The following is a 21,216-nucleotide window of genomic DNA, read 5'->3' on the forward strand; positions in this document are numbered from 1 at the left end:
ACGTACGCTGATTACATCAGCGGCTTTTCCCCTCGCTGCCACCAGCGTAGCAGCAGACGGTCGGCGCTTTCGGCGGCGCTGCCGGTAAAACGGTCGAGCATTTTTTTACGCTGCTGGTAACGAACGCCGATCACATCGTGATTGTCGATCAGCCCCAGAAGCAGTTCGTCACTGGTTTCCACCAGGTCCACCAGCCCTTTCTCCAGCGCCTGAACTCCGTACCAGTGTTCACCAGTTGCAACGGCCTCAATATCCAGCGACGGCCGCATCTCGTGGACAAAATCTTTGAACAACTGGTGAGTCTCATTCAGGTCTTCACGGAACTTACGCCGGCCTTCGTCAGTATTCTCACCCAGCATCGTTAAGGTGCGTTTGTACTGCCCGGCGGTATGCAGTTCGATATCGATATCTTTGTTCTTCAGGAAGCGATGCAGGTTAGGGATCTGCGCAACCACGCCGATAGAGCCCAGGATGGCGAACGGCGCAGCCACTATTTTGTTCGCCACGCAGGCCATCATGTAACCGCCGCTGGCCGCGACTTTATCCACCGCTACGGTTAAGGGAATTTGCTTATCACGCAGCCGCTGCAGCTGTGATGCCGCGAGGCCGTAGCCGTGAACCACACCGCCGGGGCTTTCCAGACGGAGGATCACCTGATCGCGCGGTTTTACCGCCGCCAGAACCGCGGTGATCTCTTCGCGCAGGCTGGCGACTTCGTGGGCGTCCATACTGCCTTTGAAATCCAGCACCCAGGCACGCGGCTTGCTGTTTGGCTCCGTAGACCCGAGCTTAGCCCGCGCCCTGGCCGCTTTCGCCTCCTGCTTGTGCTTTTTCTTTTGCGCTTTGTGCCACACCTTTTGCTGCGGACCATCAAGCAGCGCAACCGCCAGCTCTTCCCGCATCTCTTTGTATTGCTCGCTGAGATTGGTTACCCGCAGTTCCCCGCGCTGTTTCTTCCGCTGGGTCAGGTTAACGATGAGGGCGGTAATAACCGCAATGGCGACGACAACGGTCGCGATTTTGGCCAAAAACAGGCCATATTGAGCAAGTAATTCCACGTATTCACCTTGTGCAAACCACTGACGTTGAAGCACAGTGTACATCAGCCTGCGTGACGAAGTCTCTGCGCTTTGTGTGGTGCGCGAGGCCCCTTCCCGTTTTTTTCAGCGACGATGAAATCGTTGCAAGATGTTCATTCCGCAAAGAGTTTCCCTTTCGCTGATTGCAATGCCCGGCTGTTTCAGGCATAAAACGCAAAAGTATGAGACCGAATACAACGCGCGATCGTCAGCAGATTGCCTAAGGAGTCGCCGTGCACTATCAACCGCAGCATCATTTATTAAAAGATCGCATTATCCTGGTGACCGGCGCCAGCGACGGTATTGGCCGCGAAGCCGCATTGACCTATTCCCGCTACAGCGCAAGCGTGGTGCTGGTCGGACGTAACGAAGAGAAACTGCGCAGCGTGGCGCAAGAAATAGACCAGGCCGGCGGGCTTCCGGCACGTTGGTTCACGCTGGATCTGTTAACCTGCACGCCGCAGGAGTGCCAACAGCTGGCGCAGCAGATCGGCGTCCACTACCCGCGCCTCGATGGCGTACTGCACAATGCCGGTTTGCTCGGCGATGTCTGTCCGATGGATCGGCAAAAGCCGGAAGTCTGGCAGCAGGTGATGCAGGTCAACGTCAACGGCACCTTTATGCTGACCCAGGCACTGCTTCCTTTATTACTCAAGTCGGAGTCGGGGTCGCTGGTCTTCACCTCTTCCAGCGTCGGCCGCCAGGGACGCGCCAACTGGGGCGCCTATGCGGCCTCCAAGTTTGCCACGGAAGGGATGATGCAGGTGCTGGCCGAAGAGTACCAGAGCCGTCATCTGCGGGTTAACTGTATCAATCCAGGCGGAACGCGCACCAAAATGCGCGCTAACGCTTTCCCGACGGAAGATCCGCAAAAGCTCAAAACCCCCGCCGATATTATGCCGGTTTATTTATGGCTGATGGGCGATGACAGCCGTCGCAAGACGGGAATGACCTTCGATGCCCAGCCAGGGCGTAAACCAGGAATTGCACAATGAGTGATGAACGCTACCGTGAACGCCAGCAGCGGGTAAAAGACAAAGTTGATGCCCGCGTGGCGGCAGCGCAGGAAGAACGCGGTATTGTTATCGTGTTCACCGGTAACGGAAAAGGAAAAACGACGGCCGGTTTTGGTACCGTCACCCGCGCTATCGGACATGGGAAAAAAGCGGGCGTCATCCAGTTTATCAAAGGCACCTGGCCCAACGGCGAGCGTAACCTGCTGGAGCCGCACGGCGTCGAGTTTCAGGTGATGGCCACCGGATTTACCTGGAATACCCAGGATCGTGAAAGCGATACGGCGGCCTGCCTTGCCGTCTGGCAGCACGCGCAGCGGATGCTGGCCGACGAATCCCTGGATATGGTGCTGCTGGATGAGCTGACTTATATGGTGGCGTACGACTATTTGCCGCTCGAGACGGTTCTCACCGCACTGCGCAATCGCCCGCTACAGCAGACGGTGATTATCACCGGGCGCGGCTGCCACCGGGAGATCATCGAGCTGGCCGATACCGTCAGCGAACTGCGGCCGGTTAAGCACGCATTCGATGCCGGTATCAAAGCCCAGATGGGGATTGATTACTAAGCGTCAGCCGCGCCAGCAGCGCATGATTCAGCGGCAGACACAGGCAGTCCTCCCCCAACGCCAGCGCGCTTTCAATCATGTTCTGCCGCGAAACAAAGCGCTTACGGTATTCCGTCGGCGTCAGACCACAGTATTTATTGAAGGCGGCAATCAGGTACTTATGTTCCTGGAAGCCGCAGCTGTGGCTGATTTCGGTAATTGGCGTGCGGGTATCGCGCAGTAGCGTTCTCGCCTTATTCAGCCGGACCAGGGTGAGATACTCTTTGAAATTATGCCGGCTGACCTTTTTGAACAGGCGCGAAAACCACGAATAGCTCATACCGCTATGATTCGCTACCTCGCTCAGGGTCAGCGGCTGGTCGAAGTGCTGATTAATAAAATCGATCCCTTTCTTGATCATCGCCTCTTCGCGCAGTGAACTCTCCACCTGGGTGGCCGGTTCTCCGGCCTGTACCAGCGCATCGAGCAGCAAATAGGTCATCGCGATACGCTGGAACGGCGCGCGGTTATCAATCAGCTGAGCGAGCAGGTCGCAAAGGCACTGCAGGACCTGTCGGTCTGCCGCGCTCTGGCTGCGCCCCCGGGTACACCAGGTCAGAACCGGCGCCGGGTGCAGCTCATCGAACAAACCGGGGGAAAACTGGACGGTCACCAGCGAACTCCCCGCCACTTCCGCACGCAGCGAGTGCACCGCCTCGGCGTTGATGTAGAGCATGTCTCCCTCAACCATCTCCACGCTTTGCTGGCCGACGACAATAGAAAACCGCCCGCTCAGAACGGTGATAAGCTCTGGCGCCGGGTGCCAGTGAGGTTCGCAGTAGCGTACCTCGGCCGCAAAAACATTGAGCTTTTCAGCATCAAAGGCAATCAGCTCATAGCCGCTGTTCGCCGTATGCCGCCCGGTCTCTGTCGCCGAACGTGGATGTGTCACGGAAAATGGAAACACGCATCATCTCCTGTCGCGGGACGATTATTCCGTCCCTTTAAGCGCGGCATTCAGCTCATCGCGGTCAATATCAAGCGCTAAAAACTCGGTCAGCGCGATCAGCAGCCCGCAGAACAGGTCCGGCGCCAGTTGGATCAGCCGTTCGCGGATTTGCGCCGGCGGCCGCTGGCTCTTACGGGCAATCAGCGCCACCACCCGCGCGAACGCCTCCGGCTGCTGGATTAACTGCTGCAACGAGTTATCATCACGTAGCGGAACATAGCGCGGCGGACAGTCCACCTCGACCTGGGCACTCAGCGCCAGATCGCGAGAGGAGCTCCCCAGGCGAATCTGCCAGCGCCCGGGCGTTACCACCCAATCCGCCAGCCCGGGATGATAGCAGGCAAGCTCAGCGACAGGCAGCTGGAGCGTGACGCGGCGAGTTTCTCCGGCAGCGAGCGACACTTTACAGAACCCTTTCAGCGCCTGCTCTTCACGAATCAACTCCCCGACCGGCGCGCTGACGTACAGCTGCACAATCTCTTTGCCTTCGCACTCGCCGCAGTTGGTCAGTTCGAAAGAGACGGTGAGGGTCTCATCGGGCCCGACGCGCGACGCCGAAAGCTGGATATCGCGCCAGGCAAAGCGGGTGTAGCTCAGGCCGAACCCAAACGGAAACCGCGGCGTCATGCGGCGTTTATCATAATAGCGATAGCCGACAAACAGTCCCTCTCCGTAATGATGACGCAGGTTTTCCCCGGGATAATGCAGCCAGGCGGGCGTCTCTTCAAGGGTCTCAGGTACGGTGACCGTGAGCTTGCCGCAGGGATTACGTTTACCGAACAGAATCTCGGCCACGGCGCGGCCCATCCCCTGCCCGGCGAAGAAGGTTTCCAGCAGCGCTTTACATTCGGAAAGCCAGGGCATCACCACCGCATCGCTGTTCGCCAGCACCACCACGATATTGGGTTGAACCGTTGCCACTTCCCGAATCAGCTGCTCATGTACCGCCAGAATATTCAAATCCTGACGATCGCCGTTTTCACCGTCTTCGCCGACGGCGGTACTGACAAAGATAATCGCCACGTCCGCCGCCTGAGCCACCGCTCGCGCTTCTGCCAGCGCCTGCGGATCGCTGCGCAGGTCGTCCGGGGCGCCAATGGCCCAGGAGACGCTGAACTCATCCCCGGCAAGGTCAAAAATTTCATCGAGCGGGCGATCCAGCAGCCAGGGTACCGTGGTCGCGCAGCCCGATCCTTGAATCACCGGCTCCTGCGCCGGTTTGCCGAGAACGGCAATCCGGCGGGTGCATTCCGCCCGCAGCGGCAGCAGGTTATCGTCATTCTTCAGCAGAACGATAGATTCCGCCGCCAGCTGCTGCGCCAGCGCGTGATGCGCCGGGAAATCGGCCTGCGTCTGCGGACGACGATGGCGCTGAACCTTATCCAGCAGCGTCAACATCCGCAGACAGGCGCGATCGACTACCGCCATCGGCACTTCACCGGCGTGAATCGCCGCCAGCAGCGTCTGCTTATCGCGGCGGGTTTCCGGCATGGCCAGATCGTTCCCCGCCAGCAGGGATGCCGGCCGGTCCTTAATGCCATACCAGTCGGACATCACCACTCCATCGTAGCCCCACTCATCGCGTAATACCTGAGTGAGTAAAAAAGGATCCTGCGATGTCTGCACGCCATTAAGCCGGTTATAAGAGGACATCACCGTCCACGGACGGGATTTGGCGATGGCCCGCTGAAAACCGGCCAGATAGATTTCGCGTAGCGCCCGTTCGTCGATGATCGAATCCATTTCGGTGCGCCGGTATTCGGAATTATTCGCCGCAAAGTGTTTCAGACTGGCGCCAACCCCTTCCTGCTGCAGACCGTTGATTAGCGCTGCGGCAATATCCCCGCTGACTACCGGGTCCTCAGCATAGTATTCGTAGCCTCGTCCGGCCAGCGGCGTACGGCGAATATTGATTCCCGGCCCCAGCAGAATCCCTACGCCCATTTGCTGGCATTCACGCCCCAGCGCCTGCCCCATCTGATACACCAGATCGACGTCCCAGCAGCAGGCCAGGCTGGATCCGTTGGGAAAACAGGTCGCCGGCAACGACGGACTGAACAGCGCTTCGCTGCCGCCCTTTGCCGCGGGTTCTTCCCCGTTGACCCGGTCGGCGGTCTGCGTGATCACCGAGATAAAGTCGTCCATACTCCATTTTTCGTCGCCGTCGATCTGCGCGCTGCTGTAGCGCACGCCGTAGGTACCGTCGGTCATCACGATATCAGCGATGCCGTGCTGTGGCAGGGATGCCGTCCGCCACAGCCCGCTCCCGGTCAACAGCGCAACTTTCTCTTCTGCGGTCATCGCCGCGATAAGGGTATTCAATTCGGTATTCATCTCTGGCTCCCTGAGGTTAAAGCGCATTCTGTTTACGCAGGCTAATTTTCTGAACAATCTCGCGATACGTTTTTTCATCCAGCGAGTAACATCCGACAAATATCGCGCTGATGGCAAACATTGCGCCTGGGAATAACGTCATCAGAATATTAATCCCGTTAATTGCGCTGGCGCTAATATTGCCGGCATCATATTGATAGTAGTCCAGCATCCAGCCCGCACAGCCGCCGCCGATCGCCATCGCAATTTTGGTAATAAAGTTGAAAAAACCATAAATTGCGCCTTCTGTACGCACACCATGATGCCACTCGGCATATTCCACGGTATCTGCAATCATTGACCACATAGCGACAAATCCCATCCCCAGCGTAATACTGTAGAGACACACCCCGGTCATAATCAGCCACAGGTTATGCCCGGCAACAAAATATTGCATCAGCACCCCCAACGTACCGATCAGCAGTGCCATCAGCGTCATTCTCTTTTTGCCCATCAGCGCTATCGCTTTTTCTGAAATAACGGTACCGACAATATAGGCCCCTGACTGAATCAGGAAAAAGGTGGCGGTATAGCCTTCACTACCGATAATGTACTTAATAAAATAGATCGCAATCGCCATCCACACGGTATAGGCAATATAGAAGAACACGGTGAACAGCGATAAATTAAGCAGCGGCGCATTGCCCATCACCGCCCGCAGCATTTCCCGCAGCGATGGCGCCGGAGTCTCCTCCTCTTCGCCCACCCGTTCACGGGTCATGCCGAAACAGGCGAGGAACAAAAAGGTTGCCAGCAGCGCAAAGCAAGAGACCGCGAAGACATACCCTGATTGCTTATCCGTAAAGGGCGAGATCAGCATATCAGCGGTGGTTGAAACAATGAGATAACCGACAATCGCCAGCACAAACCGGTATACCGACAGCGATGAACGAGAAGCTTCATGTTGCGTCAGACGATTAGTTAGCGCCGAATAGGGGGTATTGACCGAGGTATACGCCAGGCAATAGAGCGTATAAGAGATCAGCGCAAAGTAAAATTTCGCCTCACCGCCAAAGGGGACAAAACACAACACCGTTAAAAACCCTAAAGGTATTGCTCCATATAATAACCAGGGACGTAGTTTGCCATACCGACTGTGCGTTTTATCAATAGCAAAACCGATCAGAATATTAAAAATGGCATCAATAACCCGGGCTATAACAAATATCAGACTGGCCTGCACCGCACTGATGCCGTAAATATTAGTATAAAAAAACAGTAAGAACAGAGAGACAAAACCGAAAGATAAATTGGAAGCAAAGTCACCAAAGCCGTAACCTATTTTCTCTTTCACGCCGATAACGACATAGCTTGCCGATAACTTTCCTGCTGTATCCATTTTTGGCTACCTGTTTTTATAATCAGTGTCGACAGTATATGGCGATAGCAGAAACCGTACTTTGCGTTATTTGTCCGGGCGTTTCCTGTTTTTTGTCTTTATGCAGAAGTGTGAAAGGAATCACATGCAAGGAGGGTAGCGCAGAGAAATCCGGCGGGTGCCCGCCGGATTTAATCAGATTAGCCGTTGCTACGACTTCCGCCCGAACGGCGGTTATTGCTGTTCCCCACCTGGGAATGGCGTTTCACCGCGCGACGAATCTGATTCGCCTTCATACGGCGGCGATCTTTCTCTACCGCGACTTTCGAGGTGGTTTCTGCAGGCAGTTCAACCAGCTCACGCAGGTAGTTGGTTTGCGCCAGATCCAGCTCGGTATAACCACCGCGCGGCAGGCCTTTCGGCAGCGGAATATCGCCGTAGCGAACGCGAATCAGGCGACTGACCTGCACGCCAACCGCTTCCCACAGGCGGCGCACTTCACGGTTGCGCCCTTCGGTCAGCGTGACGTTGTACCACTGGTTAATCCCTTCGCCACCGGCAAACTTAATCGTTTTAAACGCCGCCGGGCCATCTTCCAGCTGCACGCCGCGCGACAGCTGACGCAGTTTGTCGTCATCAACCTGACCGAACACACGCACGGCGTACTCACGTTCCACTTCGCGGCTCGGGTGCATCAGACGGTTTGCCAGTTCGCCATCGGTCGTGAACAGCAGCAGACCGCAGGTGTTGACGTCCAGACGCCCCACCGCAATCCAGCGCGCGCCGCGCAGTTTCGGCAAACGGTCAAACACCGTCGGGCGACCTTCAGGATCGTTACGCGTACAGAGTTCGCCTTCCGGCTTGTAATAGGCCAGGACGCGGCAAATCTGCTCAGCGGACTCTTTCACCGAAATCAGATGACCATCGATACGAATTTTTAAACCAGGAACCACTTCTACACGATCGCCGAGGGTGGCGACTTTACCATCGACGCTGACCCGGCCAGCTTCGATTTTAGATTCAATTTCACGGCGGGAGCCGTGGCCAGCGCGGGCCAGCACTTTCTGTAATTTCTCGCTCATTGAGCTTCCTTAAGGTGTCGCCTTCCCAGGCGTCTGGTATACTTTATAAAACAACAGGTTAATATTTATAACCTATTGTTCTGTAGCTACTTTTTGCATCAAAGGCCGTCGCTATCTTCCGCAGAAGCCGGACGCGCCCGTATACGTGGGCGGCCATTCTACACTAACTTGAAAATGAATGCTTCTTCGCGTTTCAATCGCCTGGCGACATCTCTGCATATCGTCGGCACCTCGCCTCCATTATGCGCCAGATTGTCTCTTTTATCCTGCTGACCGCCGCCGTTTCAGGCAGATTTTTCCTCTTTCGCTCCGTCATTCCCCTCGTCATTCTGATAATAAAATACCCCCGTTTCACAGCGGAAACTGGCGAACTCCGCCGGCCGGTGAAAATAGTCTCCCTGAGCTTTCTGGCAGCCCAGCTGCTGCTGCAGCTTCACCGCTTCGTCTTCAATCCCCTCGGCAATCAGCGGCACGTGAATCTTCTTCCGGCTTTTTACGCCGGCCTTCAAACACCCGACTGTGAGCGCGAGACGGATCGCTATACCGTAGCGAGGCTGGCAATATCATAGCGTTGATGCTAAGAATCCACCGCAACATGAATGTTATCTTCACATAAACATAGGGCGGGAGGCTGGGCCGGGCGGTCGCGAAAGTCCCGCCCGGAGAGAAGAGGTTTACAGGAATGGCTTCACATCGCCGACGCCTTCACGCAGCACCACCGGCGCATCTTCGGTCAGATCGATGACGGTGGTCGGCTGCTGGCCAAGATAGCCACCGTGGATAATCAAATCCACCAGTTTCTCCAGCCGGTCTTTGATCTCTTCCGGGTCGGATTCGGTGAATTCGCTACCGGGCAGCATCAACGAGGTCGACAGCATCGGCTCGCCGAGCGTCTCCAGCAACGCCTGGGCTATCGGGTTCGACGGCACGCGCATCCCGATGGTCTTACGCTTCTCCTGCAGCAGGCGACGCGGTACCTCTTTGGTCCCCTTGAGGATAAACGTGTAGTTGCCCGGGGTGTTATTTTTTATCAGGCGAAACGCGACGTTATCGACAAACGCGTAGGTCGACAGCTCAGACAGGTCGCGGCACATCAGCGTGAAGTTGTGGCCATCAGGCAGCTGACGAATGCGGCAAATACGCTCCATCGCACCTTTATCTTCAATCTTACAGCCCAGCGCGTAACCGGAATCCGTGGGATAAACGATCACCCCACCCTTACGCACAATCTCCACCGCCTGGTTAATCAACCGTGCCTGCGGGTTGTCCGGATGGATATAAAAAAACTGGCTCATACTTCCCTCTCAATTTTATTCTGCGGCCGTTTCCCAGCTGTGCCAGATCCCTTCCACACCAGCGGGTAGCCAAAGTTTGCGGCCCAGCTCGATCCACGGACAAGGCTGATGAAAATCAGAGCCTTGCGAACCCAGAAGACCAAACTGCACGGCGTACGCGGCAAGCTGCGTACGTTCATGGGGCGCCTGCTGACATTGCGCCAGTTCCATCGCATCGCCACCCTGCTCGCTGAAGTGGGCCAACAGCCGTTTCAGCCACTTGGCGGAGAGGTCGTAACGCCCGGGATGGGCGATAACCGCTTTGCCGCCAGAATGATGAATGACATCAATCGCTTGTTTTATTGTACACCACTGCGGCGGAACGTATCCGGTTTTCCCGCGGGCGAGATATTTTTTAAAAACGTCGGCAATATTGCTGGCATAGCCGGCTTCCACCAGGAAACGCGCGAAATGTCCGCGGGTTACCGCGCCGCCGTCGGCAAGCTTCATGGCCCCCTCCCAGGCGCCTGGAATCCGCGCTTTCTCCAGCCGTTTGGCGATCATCTGCGCGCGCAGCTGGCGACGCGCCTTCTGCTCTTCCAGAAGCGTGGTCAGCGCCGGGTGCGCAATATCAATATTCAACCCGACAATATGAATTTCGTGGTTTTCCCACAATGTTGAAATTTCCACCCCGGTCACCAGCGTGAGCGGTAAGCCGGCGCGGGCGATTTCGGCATGAGCGGCGGGAATCGCCGCCACGGTATCGTGGTCGGTAATCGCCAGCGTCCCGACGCGCATCTGGTGAGCGCGATGAACCAGTTCTTCCGGAGTCAGCCGCCCGTCAGAGGCGGTGGTGTGGCTGTGCAGATCGTAAATCACTGCGTAATGGGTGTCGCTCAAAGAGACTCCTGCTGGACATGGACTTAAATTAGCGCATTATCATAACGACTCGCGGAGAAAATCTGCAAACAGGGGTTGACTTTATTCCTCTGGACTAGTTAACTAGTACGCAAGTTCACATGAAGGGGTATCACGATGAAAACGCAATTTATCACTCTGCACGGCTGGTGGCGCACCTCCTGATATCGGGCGGCGTGATCGCGTTTTGCACTCAGCATACAGATACCCGGCCCGCCAATGAGCGGGCTTTTTATTGGACAAATTATTATACCGAAAGGCGAGAACAATAATGCAAACATCAAAACCGGCACTCGAGCTTCTCACCAGCGACGCCATCTATCGCGAAAACCCCACGGCGCTGTTTCACCAGCTGTGCGGCGCCCGCCCGGCCACGCTGCTGCTGGAATCGGCGGACATCGACAGCAAAGACGATTTAAAAAGCCTGCTGCTGGTAGACAGCGCGCTGCGCATTACCGCATTAGGTGACACTGTCACCCTGCAGGCGCTTTCTGCTAACGGCGCGGCCCTGCTGGATTTACTGGATAATACTCTGCCTTCGGGCATCGGCAATCAGCGCCAGCCCAATAGCCGGATCCTGACCTTCCCGCCCGTCAGCGCGCTGCTGGATGAAGATGCCCGCCTGTGCTCTTTATCCGTTTTTGACGCCTTCCGTCTGCTGCAGGAGCTGGTCACCGTTCCGCCGGACGAGCGTGAAGCGATGTTCTTCGGCGGCCTGTTTGCCTATGACCTGGTGGCCGGTTTTGAAAATCTGCCGCCGCTGGAAAGCGACACCGCCTGTCCGGACTACTGCTTCTATCTGGCCGAAACCCTGCTGGTTATCGATCATCAGACCAAAAACACCCGCATTCAGTCGAGCCTGTTCACCCCGCTGGAAAATGAAAAACAGCGTCTGATACAGCGGATTGCCCAGCTTCGCCAGCAGCTTAACGAGCCGCCGGCGCCGCTGCCGGTGACTAAAGTCGAATCGATGACCTGCGACTGCGATCAGAGCGATGAAGAGTACGGCGCGGTGGTACGCAAAATGCAGCGCGCCATTCGCGCAGGTGAAATCTTCCAGGTGGTGCCATCCCGTCGCTTCTCTCTGCCCTGCCCGTCGGCGCTGGCGGCCTACGACGTCCTGAAAAAGAGCAACCCCAGCCCGTACATGTTCTTTATGCAGGATAACGACTTCTCTCTGTTTGGCGCATCGCCAGAGAGCTCGCTGAAATATGACGCCGTCAGCCGCCAGATTGAGATCTACCCGATTGCCGGTACCCGCCCACGCGGTCGTCGCGCCGACGGGTCGCTGGATCGCGACCTCGACAGCCGTATCGAACTGGAAATGCGCACTGACCATAAAGAGCTTTCCGAGCATCTGATGCTGGTTGACCTGGCGCGTAACGACCTCGCGCGAATCTGTACGCCGGGCAGTCGCTACGTCGCCGACCTGACCAAAGTTGACCGCTACTCCTTTGTAATGCACCTGGTGTCCCGCGTGGTGGGCGAACTGCGTAGCGACCTCGACGTCCTGCATGCTTATCGCGCCTGTATGAACATGGGCACCCTGAGCGGCGCGCCGAAAGTACGCGCCATGCAGCTTATCGCCGCCGCCGAAGGCAAACGCCGCGGCAGCTACGGCGGCGCGGTGGGTTACTTTACCGCCCACGGCGACCTCGATACCTGCATCGTGATTCGTTCTGCCTATGTGCAGGACGGCATCGCCACCGTCCAGGCCGGCGCCGGTATTGTTCTGGATTCGGTGCCTCAGTCCGAAGCGGATGAAACCCGTAATAAAGCTCGCGCGGTGCTGCGCGCAATTGCTCAGGCCCACCACGCTAAGGAGACTTTCTGATGGCCGACATTCTGCTGCTCGATAATATCGACTCTTTTACCTATAACCTGGCAGACCAGCTGCGCGCGAACGGCCATAACGTGGTGATTTACCGTAACTCGGTTCCGGCACAGACCTTAATTGAGCGTATTGGTACGATGGATAATCCGGTACTGATGCTCTCTCCGGGGCCGGGGACTCCCAGCGAAGCGGGCTGCATGCCGGAGCTGCTGACCCGGATGCGTGGCAAACTGCCCATCATCGGTATCTGCCTCGGTCATCAGGCCATTGTTGAAGCTTACGGCGGCTACGTCGGCCAGGCCGGCGAAATCCTCCACGGCAAAGCCTCCAGCATCGAACATGATGGCCAGGCGATGTTTGCCGGACTGACCAACCCGCTGCCGGTGGCGCGTTATCACTCGCTGGTGGGCAGCAATATTCCGGCCGGGCTGACCATCAACGCCAACTTTAACGGGATGGTCATGGCGGTACGTCATGATGCCGATCGCGTTTGCGGCTTCCAGTTCCATCCTGAGTCGATTCTCACCACCCAGGGCGCACGTCTGCTGGAGCAGACCCTGGCATGGGCGCTGCAGAAACTCGAGCAGACCAACGTGATTCAGCCGATCCTCGAGAAGCTGTATCAGGCGGAAACCCTGAGCCAGCAGGAGAGCCACCTGCTGTTCTCTGCGGTGGTGCGTGGCGAGGTGAAACCCGAGCAGCTGGCTGCCGCGCTGGTGAGCATGAAAGTGCGCGGTGAACAGCCGCAAGAGATTGCCGGCGCCGCAACCGCCCTGCTGGAAAACGCCGCGCCGTTCCCGCGCCCGGATTACCTGTTCGCCGATATCGTCGGTACCGGCGGCGACGGCAGCAACAGCATCAACATTTCTACCGCCAGCGCCTTTGTGGCCGCGGCCTGCGGCCTGAAAGTCGCCAAACACGGCAACCGCAGCGTATCGAGCAAGTCGGGCTCTTCCGATCTGCTGGCGGCGTTCGGTATCAACCTGGATATGAATGCCGACAAGTCCCGCACCGCGCTGGATGAACTGGGCGTCTGCTTCCTGTTTGCGCCGAAGTATCACACCGGTTTCCGCCATGCGATGCCGGTTCGCCAGCAGCTGAAAACCCGCACGCTGTTCAACGTGCTCGGGCCGCTGATTAACCCGGCGCATCCGCCGCTGGCGCTGATTGGCGTCTACAGCCCGGAACTGGTGCTGCCGATTGCCGAAACCCTGCGCGTGCTGGGCTACCAGCGTGCCGCGGTGGTTCACAGCGGCGGGATGGATGAAGTGTCGCTGCATGCGCCGACGGTGGTCGCCGAGTTGAATAACGGGGAAATCAAAAGCTATCAGCTGACGGCCAATGACTTTGGTCTCACCCCTTACCATCAGGAGCAGTTGGCCGGCGGCACGCCGGAAGAAAACCGTGACATTCTGACGCGCTTGCTACAAGGTAAAGGTGAAGCCGCTCACGAAGCCGCCGTCGCCGCCAACGTCGCCATGCTGATGCGCCTGTACGGGCATGAAGACCTGAAGGCCAACGCTCAGCGGGTGATCGACGTGCTGCGCAGCGGAGCGGCCTATGACAGAGTGACCGCATTAGCGGCAAGAGGGTAAATAATGCAGACCGTTTTAGCAAAAATCGTTGCCGACAAAGCGATTTGGGTAGAAGCCCGCAAACAACAGCAACCGCTAGCCAGTTTTCAGAACGACGTCGTCCCGACTCAGCGTAATTTTTACGATGCGCTCGCCGGTACGCGCACCGCGTTTATTCTGGAATGCAAAAAAGCGTCTCCGTCGAAAGGACTGATTCGCCAGGATTTTGACCCGGCGACCATCGCCGGCGTCTATAAAAATTATGCCTCGGCCATCTCGGTCCTGTGCGACGAGAAATATTTCCAGGGCAGCTTCGACTTTCTGCCGATCGTCAGCGCCATCGCGCCGCAGCCGATTCTGTGCAAGGACTTCACCATCGATCCTTACCAGATCTACCTGGCGCGCTACTACCAGGCCGACGCCTGCCTGCTGATGCTGTCGGTGCTGGATGACGATAGCTACCGTCAGCTGGCCGCCGTGGCCCATAGCCTGAACATGGGCGTGCTGACTGAGGTCAGCAACGAAGAGGAGCTGGAGCGCGCCATTGCGCTGAAGGCTAAAGTGGTCGGGATTAACAACCGCGACCTGCGCGATATGTCGATTGATCTGAACCGCACCCGCCAGCTGGCGCCGCGCCTGGATCATGATGTGACGGTGATCAGCGAATCCGGTATCCATACTTACGCCGAAGTGCGCGAACTCAGCCATTTTGCCAACGGTTTCCTGATCGGTTCCGCCTTGATGGAACAGGCGGATCTCGATGCTGCGGTGAAGCGCGTGCTGCTCGGCGAGAATAAAGTTTGCGGCCTGACCCGGCCTCAGGATGCACAGATCGCCTGTGAATCCGGCGCAATTTATGGCGGGCTGATTTTTGTTCCCTCCTCGCCGCGCGCCGTCAACGACGCCCAGGCGAAAGAGATTATTCAGTCCGCTCCGCTGCGCTACGTTGGCGTCTTCCGCGACGCGCCCGTCGAGGCGGTCGCCGCCCGGGCAGAACAGCTTCAGCTGGCGGCAATTCAACTGCACGGCAGCGAAGATCAGACCTATATTGACGCCCTGCGTGCGGCCCTTCCGCAGTCGGTGCAGATCTGGAAAGCCCTCAGCGTCAGCGACACGCTGCCCTCACGTCACTTCACCCATGTCGATAAGTATGTTTTCGATAATGGCCAGGGCGGTAGCGGCCAGCGTTTCGACTGGACGCTGCTGCAGGGCCAGGACCTGCGTAATGTCATTCTGGCAGGCGGCCTGGGCGCCGATAACTGTGTAGAAGCGGCGAAAAGCGGCTGTGCCGGACTCGATTTCAATTCAGGCGTAGAGTCGCAGCCGGGTATTAAAGATCCCAGCAAACTGGCTTCGGTGTTTCAAACACTGCGCGCATATTAAGGAGCAATAATGAGCACTTTACTTAATCCCTATTTTGGCGAATTTGGCGGTATGTACGTCCCGCAGATTCTGATGCCCGCCCTGCGCCAGCTGGAAGAAGCGTTCGTCAGCGCGCAGAAAGATCCTGCCTTTCAGGCGGAATTTACCGACCTGCTGAAAAACTACGCCGGTCGTCCAACGGCGCTGACTAAATGCCGTAACCTGACCGAAGGGACCCGCACCACGCTGTATCTGAAGCGCGAAGATCTGCTGCACGGCGGCGCGCACAAAACCAACCAGGTGCTGGGTCAGGCGCTGCTGGCTAAACGGATGGGTAAAACCGAAATTATCGCCGAAACCGGCGCCGGTCAACACGGCGTGGCGTCCGCACTCGCCAGCGCTCTGCTCGGCCTGAAGTGCCGCATCTATATGGGCGCAAAAGACGTCGAACGCCAGTCGCCGAACGTGTTCCGCATGCGATTAATGGGTGCCGAAGTGATTCCGGTGCACAGCGGTTCCGCCACGCTGAAAGATGCCTGTAACGAAGCGCTGCGCGACTGGTCTGGCAGCTATGAGACCGCGCACTATATGCTCGGTACCGCGGCGGGCCCGCACCCGTTCCCGACCATCGTACGTGAATTCCAGCGCATGATTGGCGAAGAGACCAAAGCGCAAATTCTTGAAAAAGAAGGACGTCTTCCGGATGCGGTCATCGCCTGCGTCGGCGGCGGATCCAACGCTATCGGTATGTTTGCTGACTTTATCGATGAAACCAACGTCGGTCTGATCGGCGTCGAGCCTGCGGGTCACGGGATTGAAACCGGTGAACACGGCGCGCCGCTGAAGCATGGTCGCGTCGGCATCTACTTCGGTATGAAGTCACCGATGATGCAAACCGCAGACGGCCAGATTGAAGAGTCCTACTCCATTTCCGCCGGTCTGGATTTCCCGTCCGTTGGCCCACAGCACGCTTTCCTCAACAGTACCGGCCGCGCCGATTACGTGTCAATCACCGATAACGAAGCGCTGGAGGCCTTCAAAGCGCTCTCCCGCCATGAAGGGATTATTCCGGCGCTGGAGTCCTCTCACGCTCTGGCACATGCGCTGAAAATGATGCGTGAAAACCCGGAAAAAGAGCAGCTGCTGGTGGTTAACCTGTCCGGTCGCGGCGACAAAGACATCTTCACCGTACACGATATTCTGAAAGCGCGAGGGGAAATCTGATGGAACGTTATGAGACGCTGTTTGCACAACTGAAAACCCGCCGGGAAGGCGCGTTTGTTCCCTTCGTCACCCTCGGCGATCCGAACCCTGAGCAGTCGCTAAAGATCATCGATACGCTGATTGAAGCCGGTGCCGACGCCCTGGAACTGGGGATCCCCTTCTCCGATCCGCTGGCGGATGGCCCGACGATTCAGGGCGCAACCCTGCGCGCCTTTGCCGCGGGTGTCAATCCAGCGCAATGTTTTGAAATGCTGGCGGCGATTCGCCACAAACACCCGACTATTCCGATTGGCCTGCTGATGTATGCCAACCTGGTATTCAGCCCGGGTATTGACGAATTTTATGCCCAATGCGAGCGAGTGGGCGTCGATTCGGTGCTGGTCGCCGATGTCCCGATTGAAGAGTCCGCCCCGTTCCGCCAGGCGGCGCTGCGCCATAATATCGCGCCGATCTTCATCTGCCCGCCTAACGCCGATGATGACCTGCTGCGCCAGATTGCCTCCTGGGGCCGCGGCTATACCTACCTGCTGTCACGCGCCGGCGTGACCGGAGCGGAAAACCGCGCCGCGCTGCCGCTGCACCACCTGGTGGAAAAGCTGGCCGAATATAACGCCGCACCGCCGCTGCAGGGCTTTGGCATCTCCGCGCCGGAGCAGGTGACCGCTGCGCTTGAAGCCGGAGCTGCCGGAGCGATTTCCGGTTCAGCGATCGTGAAAATTATCGAGCGCAATGTTAACGATCCGCAGACCATGCTGGCCGAGCTCAAAGCATTCGTGCAGAGCCTGAAGGCAGCGACTAAAGCGGCATAACTTGCCTCCGCCGCCTGGCGCCAGTGCCGGGCGGTTATTTCCGCTGCAAGCTGTCGGCGTATTTGCGCGTCAGACGAAACAGCGCCTCAACCTCTTCCTCACCCCACTCTGCCAGTACCTGATTCATCAGCCGTGTCCTCGCCACCGCGATGCGTTCAATCACGGTTTTTCCCTGCTCGCTCAAGGTGACTTCGCTGATCCGCCGATCGTGGATATTAGGCTGTTTGAGCGCCAGTCCCTGCGCCTCCAGTTTTTTTACCTGCCGACTGACGGTGGTGTAATCGCGCCCCAGACTATCCGCCAGCTCCACAACACCCACCGGCCCGTAGCGTCCGATGGCCACCAGCAGTGGAAACAGAATTTGATCGATTTGCACATCCGCGGCCTGAAGCAGCTGTTCATCGCGAACGGGCTGGTTCATCACGCTAATGATATCGAGCAGCGCGCCGTGGAAATCGGTAATATCGTAATCATTATGTGCATCTTGCATATATTTTTTAACCGGGTATAGTGCCGTTATCTATTATGTGCATTTTACACATAATTGCCTTCAGGAGATAACATTATGAAAGCAGCCGTAGTTTTCGATCTGCAACAGGGTCCTGTCTGGGCCGATTTTACCGATCCGCAGGCCGATGTCCGTCACTCCCTGGTAAAAGTGAATGCCGCCGCCATCAGCCATGTGGTGAAAGGTCGCGCCTCCGGTAAGCATTACAGTTTCGACGGCCGGCTACCGTTTGTGGTCGGCATTGATGGCGTTGGAACGCTGGCCGATGGGCAGCGGGTCTATTTTGCCTTCCCCACTGCGCCCTGGGGCAGCATGGCGCAGTGGGCGCCGGTCGCCGTCGAGAACTGCCTGCCTTTACCAGATAACCTGGATGATATTACCGCCGCGGCGATGGCAAATCCTGGCATGTCCGCCTGGGCGGCGCTCGTAAAGCGTGCCGGACTGGCTGCCGGAGAGAGCGTACTGATCAACGGCGCAACCGGCAGCGCCGGTCAGCTTGCGGTACAGATTGCCCGCTTCCTCGGCGCAAAGAAGATCATCGTCACCGGCCGGAATACCCAGATGCTGGCCGCCCTCGGCGCCGACGTCTGCATCGACTTAACGGCAGACGATCTGACGCTACAGGCACAATTCAGCGAACAGGCGGCGCAGCAGGTTGATGTGGTGGTGGATTATCTCTGGGGCCGCAGCGCCGAACTGATGCTGCCGGCGCTGGCGAAACACAGTCCAGGCAACGCGCCGGTGCGCTACGTCCAGGTGGGTTCGCTTTCCGGCGCTGAAATTGCGCTCAACGGCGCGGTACTGAGAGCGGCCCCGCTGCAGCTGATGGGCAGTGGTATCGGTAGCCTGTCGATGCCGGAGCTGCTGGCGGCAACCGGTGAAATGCTGCAGGCTGCCGTTGCAGGTGGTTTTACCATCGCCACCACCCCGCTTGCGCTCAGCGAAGTAGCGAGCGCATGGCCGCGTGATAACAGCCAGAAACGGACCGTATTTCTGCTCAGCTAAAAAAAATCGCTTCCGCACAAAAGATGGGGTTGATATCTTAGATGAGAACCATTATCTTTCTCATTACCGAATAGTTGAGCAAAACACTCAGGTATTCGGTACGACATTGCTCACATTGCTTCCAGTATTTTTCGCCCGCACTTGTGCGGGCTTTTTTTTTGCCATCATGCCACCGGCCGACACACGCTCAACACCTGCTGGCGTAGCCAGGCATGGCCGGGGGCAAGCTCCTGACGCGGATGCCACATCTGCGAGACGGTAATCTCCGGTGTGCTGACCGGCAGTTCAAAGGCGACGATGCCCTCCTGCAGGCCATGACGCAGGCAAGAGGCCGGGACCAGCGCCACCAGCTGCGAGCCTCGGGCAACCGCCAGCGCAGCGGTAAAACCCGGCACCACCGCCGCAATTTTGCGGCTCAGCCCCAATTCCGCCAGCGCCTGATCAACGGGTCCGTGCACCATCCCGTGGCGGGAAACAATCACATGTTCGCAGGCGGCATAACGCTCGCGAGTGATTTGTCCTCCCTGCGCCAGCGGATGTGTTTTAGCCACTACGCCAACAAAACGATCGCGAAACAACGCCTGCAGCCGAATTTCCGGTCCCATATTTTTCAGCACCCCAATCTCCAGATCCACGCTCCCGTCGCGCAGAAACTGCGGCCCTTTTTCACTTTTGGCGACGAAGTTAAGCTTCACTCCCGGCGCCTGCGCCGCGCAGGCGCAAATTAGTGCCGGGGCAAAAGCGTCAACAAATCCCTCGTTGGTACGCAGAGTAAAGGTTTGCTCCAGCGTCGGAAGATGAAGCGGCGCAGCGGCGTTGTTGAGCACCGAACGCATCTCAGACACCACGTTTTGCGTTCGCGCTTTTAAGTTTTGCGCATGCGGCGTTAAGACCATTTTGCGCCCGGCTCTCACCAGTAACGGGTCACCGGTGACCTCACGCAGACGGGTCAGGGTGCGGCTCATCGCCGAGGCGCTGAGACCGGAGCGGCGCGCCGCCCCCGCCACGCTCTCTTCCGTTAGTAAAATATCCAGCGCCACGAGTAAATTGAAATCGGGATCGGTCATTTAAGTTCCTGGGTTCAGTCATGGCGTCTGCTGCAGCATATTACTGCAAATGCTGCGCCTTCCGCCTGATATGTCCTATGACTATAGTCATGGACTCACGCTTTGCTCAGGAGTTTTATTATGACCACGACCGTTCGCCCTACCGTACTGATTGTCGGCGCTTCACGCGGCCTCGGCCACGCGATGGCTGCTGAATTTCTGCGCCATGGCTGGAATGTAATCGGCACCGTTCGCGATATTCAATCCACCACTCCGCTTCATCAACTCGCGCAGGAAAACCCCGATCGGGTACGCCTGGAAACGCTGGATGTGTGTGATGATGACCAGCTGGCCGCGCTGGATACAAAGCTCTCCGCTGACCGCCTGGCGATGCTGTTTGTTAATGCGGGAACCACCAATCGCGATCCGACGCAAACCATTGGCGAAGTCTCCACCGCGGAATTTGTTGAGGTGATGCTGACCAATGCCCTTGCGCCAATGCGGGTACTTGAACGCCTACAGCACCACGTGACGCCGCAGGGGCTGCTGGGCGCGATGTCCTCAGGCCAGGGTAGCCTGACCAATAATCTCCGCGGCCAGCGCGAGCTCTATCGCGGCAGCAAAGCAGCGCTGAATATGTTTATGCGCAGTTTTGCCGCCCGCTCGGCATCACGTCCGCTGGTGGTGATGGCACCGGGATGGATTCGAACCGCGCTGGGTGGCGATGACGCGCCGCTGAGTATCGAAGAGACGATTCCTCATCTGGTTACCGTGCTGCTGGCGAAACAGCAGAGGCCTGGTCTGGAGTACCTGGATTATCAAGGAAGAACCGTGCCGTGGTGATCGGTTTAATGGACGACGCACAACCATCCCGGCGTCCCTGACTCTTGTTTCAGGGCATGTAGCCGGTTTGATGATTCACGACCGGCTGCTTACTTGATATAGGAGTCGAGGACCTTGAGGACAACGTCCAGATCGGTTTCTCGCTTTGCCTCATCCCCTTCATGAACAATGTGCTCGACCAAATGGCCCTTAATGACCTCACGCATTAATCCATTGACCGCCCCGCGTATTGCGGCGATCTGTTGGAGTACAGCGGCACATTCATGCGGTTCATCGAGCATTTTTTTCAGCGCAATGACCTGCCCCTGTATCTTGTTGGTGCGGGCTTTAAGCTTTTTTTGATCGCGGATGGTATGCGACATGCTGCAATCTCCCATGGAAAAATCATGCTGATTAT

20 protein-coding genes and 1 other annotated feature are annotated in these 21,216 nt (G+C 57.5%); of the genes, 9 read left to right on the plus strand and 11 right to left on the minus strand.

What is annotated here, in order from left to right; translation table 11 throughout:
• Positions 1 to 11 precede the first annotated feature (11 nt).
• Positions 12 to 1,058 (minus strand): protease SohB, encoded by a 1,047-nt coding sequence (sohB, locus tag ROR01S_RS12080; protein WP_015584568.1) that lies wholly within the window; start codon positions 1,056 to 1,058, stop codon positions 12 to 14.
• 254 nt (positions 1,059 to 1,312) lie between these two features.
• Between sohB and ROR01S_RS12085 the strand changes: the two genes are divergently transcribed.
• Both ROR01S_RS12085 and cobO read left to right on the plus strand, forming a co-directional pair.
• Positions 1,313 to 2,074 (plus strand): YciK family oxidoreductase, encoded by a 762-nt coding sequence (locus ROR01S_RS12085; protein ID WP_004861022.1) that lies wholly within the window; start codon positions 1,313 to 1,315, stop codon positions 2,072 to 2,074.
• Positions 2,071 to 2,661, plus strand: a complete 591-nt coding sequence (cobO, locus tag ROR01S_RS12090; protein WP_004861019.1) for a cob(I)yrinic acid a,c-diamide adenosyltransferase — start codon at positions 2,071 to 2,073, stop codon at positions 2,659 to 2,661. Before ROR01S_RS12085 ends, cobO begins: the two co-directional genes overlap by 4 nt.
• On the opposite strand, the gene ROR01S_RS12095 is transcribed toward cobO, so the two are convergent.
• From ROR01S_RS12095 to rnm, 7 genes are all read right to left on the minus strand, one after another.
• Positions 2,633 to 3,607: a helix-turn-helix transcriptional regulator gene (locus ROR01S_RS12095; RefSeq protein WP_015584569.1), complete on the minus strand. Its 975-nt coding sequence runs from the start codon at positions 3,605 to 3,607 to the stop codon at positions 2,633 to 2,635. The genes cobO and ROR01S_RS12095 overlap by 29 nt on opposite strands.
• Positions 3,608 to 3,631: 24 nt before the next feature.
• Complete coding sequence (locus ROR01S_RS12100) at positions 3,632 to 5,983, minus strand: beta-glucosidase (protein ID WP_015584570.1); 2,352 nt, start codon at positions 5,981 to 5,983, stop codon at positions 3,632 to 3,634.
• Positions 5,984 to 5,999: 16 nt separating this feature from the next.
• Positions 6,000 to 7,361 (minus strand): MFS transporter, encoded by a 1,362-nt coding sequence (locus ROR01S_RS12105; protein WP_064357141.1) that lies wholly within the window; start codon positions 7,359 to 7,361, stop codon positions 6,000 to 6,002.
• A 179-nt stretch (positions 7,362 to 7,540) separates the two neighbouring features.
• Positions 7,541 to 8,422, minus strand: a complete 882-nt coding sequence (gene rluB, locus ROR01S_RS12110) for a 23S rRNA pseudouridine(2605) synthase RluB (RefSeq protein ID WP_004861010.1) — start codon at positions 8,420 to 8,422, stop codon at positions 7,541 to 7,543.
• A 284-nt stretch (positions 8,423 to 8,706) separates the two neighbouring features.
• Positions 8,707 to 8,895 (minus strand): diguanylate cyclase, encoded by a 189-nt coding sequence (locus ROR01S_RS12115; RefSeq protein ID WP_032688118.1) that lies wholly within the window; start codon positions 8,893 to 8,895, stop codon positions 8,707 to 8,709.
• 201 nt (positions 8,896 to 9,096) lie between these two features.
• On the minus strand, positions 9,097 to 9,717 hold the full coding sequence (locus ROR01S_RS12120; protein ID WP_004861005.1) for an L-threonylcarbamoyladenylate synthase: 621 nt from the start codon (positions 9,715 to 9,717) through the stop codon (positions 9,097 to 9,099).
• 15 nt (positions 9,718 to 9,732) lie between these two features.
• The gene (rnm, locus tag ROR01S_RS12125; protein WP_064359520.1) at positions 9,733 to 10,596 is read right to left on the minus strand and encodes an RNase RNM; all 864 of its coding nucleotides are present in this window, start codon (positions 10,594 to 10,596) and stop codon (positions 9,733 to 9,735) included.
• 159 nt (positions 10,597 to 10,755) lie between these two features.
• Positions 10,756 to 10,851 (plus strand) — a sequence feature (Trp leader region).
• A gap of 34 nt (positions 10,852 to 10,885) precedes the next feature.
• Between rnm and ROR01S_RS12130 the strand changes: the two genes are divergently transcribed.
• Genes ROR01S_RS12130 through trpA form a run of 5 tightly spaced genes read left to right on the plus strand, consistent with a single transcriptional unit; the run spans position 10,886 to position 17,417 of the window.
• Positions 10,886 to 12,448 carry an anthranilate synthase component 1 gene (locus ROR01S_RS12130; RefSeq protein WP_004861001.1) on the plus strand — a complete coding sequence of 521 codons (1,563 nt, stop codon included), beginning with the start codon at positions 10,886 to 10,888 and terminating at the stop codon, positions 12,446 to 12,448.
• Positions 12,448 to 14,043, plus strand: coding sequence for a bifunctional anthranilate synthase glutamate amidotransferase component TrpG/anthranilate phosphoribosyltransferase TrpD (gene trpD, locus ROR01S_RS12135; protein WP_004860999.1), 1,596 nt, complete (start codon positions 12,448 to 12,450; stop codon positions 14,041 to 14,043). Before ROR01S_RS12130 ends, trpD begins: the two co-directional genes overlap by 1 nt.
• A gap of 3 nt (positions 14,044 to 14,046) precedes the next feature.
• Positions 14,047 to 15,405: a bifunctional indole-3-glycerol-phosphate synthase TrpC/phosphoribosylanthranilate isomerase TrpF gene (gene trpCF / locus ROR01S_RS12140; protein ID WP_015584574.1), complete on the plus strand. Its 1,359-nt coding sequence runs from the start codon at positions 14,047 to 14,049 to the stop codon at positions 15,403 to 15,405.
• A gap of 9 nt (positions 15,406 to 15,414) precedes the next feature.
• Positions 15,415 to 16,608 carry a tryptophan synthase subunit beta gene (gene trpB / locus ROR01S_RS12145; RefSeq protein ID WP_004860995.1) on the plus strand — a complete coding sequence of 398 codons (1,194 nt, stop codon included), beginning with the start codon at positions 15,415 to 15,417 and terminating at the stop codon, positions 16,606 to 16,608.
• The gene (gene trpA / locus ROR01S_RS12150) at positions 16,608 to 17,417 is read left to right on the plus strand and encodes a tryptophan synthase subunit alpha (RefSeq protein ID WP_032724694.1); all 810 of its coding nucleotides are present in this window, start codon (positions 16,608 to 16,610) and stop codon (positions 17,415 to 17,417) included. Before trpB ends, trpA begins: the two co-directional genes overlap by 1 nt.
• Before the next feature lie 34 nt (positions 17,418 to 17,451).
• Here the strand turns inward: trpA and ROR01S_RS12155 are convergent, their stop codons facing one another.
• Positions 17,452 to 17,907 (minus strand): MarR family winged helix-turn-helix transcriptional regulator, encoded by a 456-nt coding sequence (locus ROR01S_RS12155; RefSeq protein ID WP_064359521.1) that lies wholly within the window; start codon positions 17,905 to 17,907, stop codon positions 17,452 to 17,454.
• A 75-nt stretch (positions 17,908 to 17,982) separates the two neighbouring features.
• On the opposite strand from ROR01S_RS12155, the gene ROR01S_RS12160 reads away from it, so the two are divergent.
• Entirely contained in the window at positions 17,983 to 18,930 is a 948-nt protein-coding gene (locus ROR01S_RS12160; RefSeq protein ID WP_064359522.1) for a quinone oxidoreductase family protein, read from the plus strand.
• 164 nt (positions 18,931 to 19,094) lie between these two features.
• On the opposite strand, the gene ROR01S_RS12165 is transcribed toward ROR01S_RS12160, so the two are convergent.
• Positions 19,095 to 19,997: a LysR family transcriptional regulator gene (locus ROR01S_RS12165; RefSeq protein ID WP_004860986.1), complete on the minus strand. Its 903-nt coding sequence runs from the start codon at positions 19,995 to 19,997 to the stop codon at positions 19,095 to 19,097.
• Between the two features lie 120 nt (positions 19,998 to 20,117).
• On the opposite strand from ROR01S_RS12165, the gene ROR01S_RS12170 reads away from it, so the two are divergent.
• The gene (locus ROR01S_RS12170) at positions 20,118 to 20,819 is read left to right on the plus strand and encodes an SDR family NAD(P)-dependent oxidoreductase (protein WP_004860983.1); all 702 of its coding nucleotides are present in this window, start codon (positions 20,118 to 20,120) and stop codon (positions 20,817 to 20,819) included.
• Between the two features lie 89 nt (positions 20,820 to 20,908).
• Here ROR01S_RS12170 and rcnR read toward each other — a convergent pair whose 3' ends face one another.
• Positions 20,909 to 21,181: a Ni(II)/Co(II)-binding transcriptional repressor RcnR gene (gene rcnR / locus ROR01S_RS12175; RefSeq protein WP_004860981.1), complete on the minus strand. Its 273-nt coding sequence runs from the start codon at positions 21,179 to 21,181 to the stop codon at positions 20,909 to 20,911.
• Positions 21,182 to 21,216 lie beyond the last annotated feature (35 nt).

The sequence above is a fragment of the Klebsiella ornithinolytica NBRC 105727 = ATCC 31898 genome (assembly GCF_001598295.1).
GTDB classification, from domain to species: domain Bacteria; phylum Pseudomonadota; class Gammaproteobacteria; order Enterobacterales; family Enterobacteriaceae; genus Klebsiella; species Klebsiella ornithinolytica.